This window comes from Mesorhizobium sp. M2A.F.Ca.ET.067.02.1.1, from assembly GCF_004023285.1.
Taxonomy (GTDB): Bacteria; Pseudomonadota; Alphaproteobacteria; order Rhizobiales; family Rhizobiaceae; genus Mesorhizobium.
In genome coordinates this window covers 1-1,733 of sequence record NZ_RZSB01001016.1, presented here as the reverse complement: position 1 = coordinate 1,733, position 1,733 = coordinate 1, and the positions used below count along the sequence as shown (strand labels likewise).

At 65.0% G+C, this 1,733-nt stretch carries 3 protein-coding genes; all 3 read right to left on the bottom strand.

What is annotated here, in order from left to right; all coding sequences use genetic code 11:
* Nucleotides 1-308: PAS-domain containing protein (locus EOA28_RS34870; RefSeq protein WP_189342368.1), on the bottom strand; the 308-nt coding region annotated here is incomplete at its 3' end.
* Between the two features lie 65 nt (nucleotides 309-373).
* The gene (locus EOA28_RS34865; protein WP_127253590.1) at nucleotides 374-1,012 is read right to left on the bottom strand and encodes an HD family hydrolase; all 639 of its coding nucleotides are present in this window, start codon (nucleotides 1,010-1,012) and stop codon (nucleotides 374-376) included.
* A partial coding sequence (locus EOA28_RS34860) for a folate-binding protein YgfZ (protein WP_148671070.1) occupies nucleotides 1,012-1,733 on the bottom strand: 722 nt, incomplete at its 5' end. The genes EOA28_RS34860 and EOA28_RS34865, both read right to left, overlap by 1 nt.

Genomic DNA, 1,733 nt, shown 5'->3' with positions numbered 1-1,733 from the left:
GCATGGAGTTCTTCGGCGCTTTGCGAGGCGACGCCGACATCGACGCTGTGCTGCAGAATGTCGAAGTATCGGATGCCAGGCTTCACCACCTTGGCGTCGAGGCGGAAGAGATCGATGTAATTGCGGTTGCAGATGATCATCCGCTCATCGGCGTCGAACATGCATAGCCCATGCGACATGTTCTCGACGGCGGCCGCGAAACGCTCGTTCTGGGCCCGTAATTCCTCCGCAATCCGCCGTGCCGGACCGATAGCGGCCGTTCTTCGCTTGCCGGCGGTGGAAGCCGTCTTGACATGAACGCCAGGCATGAGCACGCCTTCGGACCGTGACCGAACGCTATACTGTCCTGGTAGCCGGTTAATTTAGCGTTCTTTCAAATAACCGAATTGGCGACGAACGAAGACTGGCGCATGGCATCCAGTGTCTTGAAACGCTTGAGGAAAGCCGTTTGCGCCCAAGTGACGGATTTGGGCGTGAGGTCGAAGCGGTCGGCGGAGAAGCCGCGCGGGCGGCCGAAATACTCGGTCGCTTCCGCCGTCGAAAAGCCGGCCAGCAGCGTCGCCTCGAAATAGGCGGCGATCTGGTCGGCGCGCTTGATGTCCTTGCGCAAGGAGGCGGCGAGCTCCGCCGGCAGCGAGAAACGCAGATGGATCGCGCGCTGCAGGCGCAGCTCGCAATCCTTATAGGAGCCGCCCATCACCGATTTGAACGGCGAGATCATGTCGCCGATGACATATTCCGGCGCATCGTGCAGCAGCGCGGCGAGCCGCGCCTCCGCCGTGGCCTGCGGTGCCAACTCGCCATAGAGCGCCTCGACCAGCAGCGAGTGCTGTGCGACGGAGAAGGCATGGTCGCCGCTGGTCTGGCCGTTCCAGCGGGCGACGCGGGCGAGCCCATGCGCGATGTCGGCGATCTCGATGTCGAGCGGCGAGGGGTCGAGAAGGTCGAGCCGCCGTCCCGAAAGCATGCGTTGCCAGGCGCGCGGCGGCGCGCCGGCCCGGTCGGCCGCCATCAGGCCTCCTCCGCGCTGGCCGCGCCTTCAGGGAAGCTGAACTTCGCCCAGGCGGGAATCGCGAGCGTCACCGGAACCTCGCCCGCCAGGATCGCCTCGCCGGCATCGAGCGCCGCCTTGACCCGGTCGATGCGGGCAATGGCAAGTCCGGTCCTGCCGCCAACCGAGCCGAGCGCGCCCACCGGCCGGCCGGCGACGGTAAGCTCGGTTCCCGAAGCGGGCAGGGGGCCGTCAGCCGATGCGATCAGAACCCGGCGCCGTGCGGTGCCGCGATGCTGCATGCGCGAGACCACTTCCTGGCCGATATAGCAGCCCTTCTTGAAGCCGACGCCGCCGGTTTCGTCGAGCAGCACGTCATGCGGGAAGGCGTCGCCAAGCTGGTAGTCGGCGCCACTTTCGGCGATGCCGTTGGCGATGCGGACGGCTTTCCAGCCATCAGGATCGCCACCGTCCTTTGCCCCGCCGCCATAAGTGCGCCTCACCGCCACGTCGCGAAAACGCGTGTCGGTAAGCGCCGTTGAATCGGAAGATGAGACGGTTGAATCATCGCCCCACGCGACCGTGACAACCACCTGATCCTGCTTGGCAATCTCGGCCTTTGCCCTTAGCCGATAAAGCATCAGCCGGCGCACGAAATCGTCGGCGGTGTCGGCCCGGCATTCGAGCCGAAAACCGTTGTCGCCGGCGCGCGAGATCAGGAAATCGAACAGGATTTTGCCCT

Bases quoted from the DNA above. Each gene is read 5' to 3' on its own strand.
- EOA28_RS34865 (WP_127253590.1), bottom strand. From the start codon at position 1,012: ATGGCGGCCGACCGGGCCGGCGCGCCGCCGCGCGCCTGGCAACGCATG.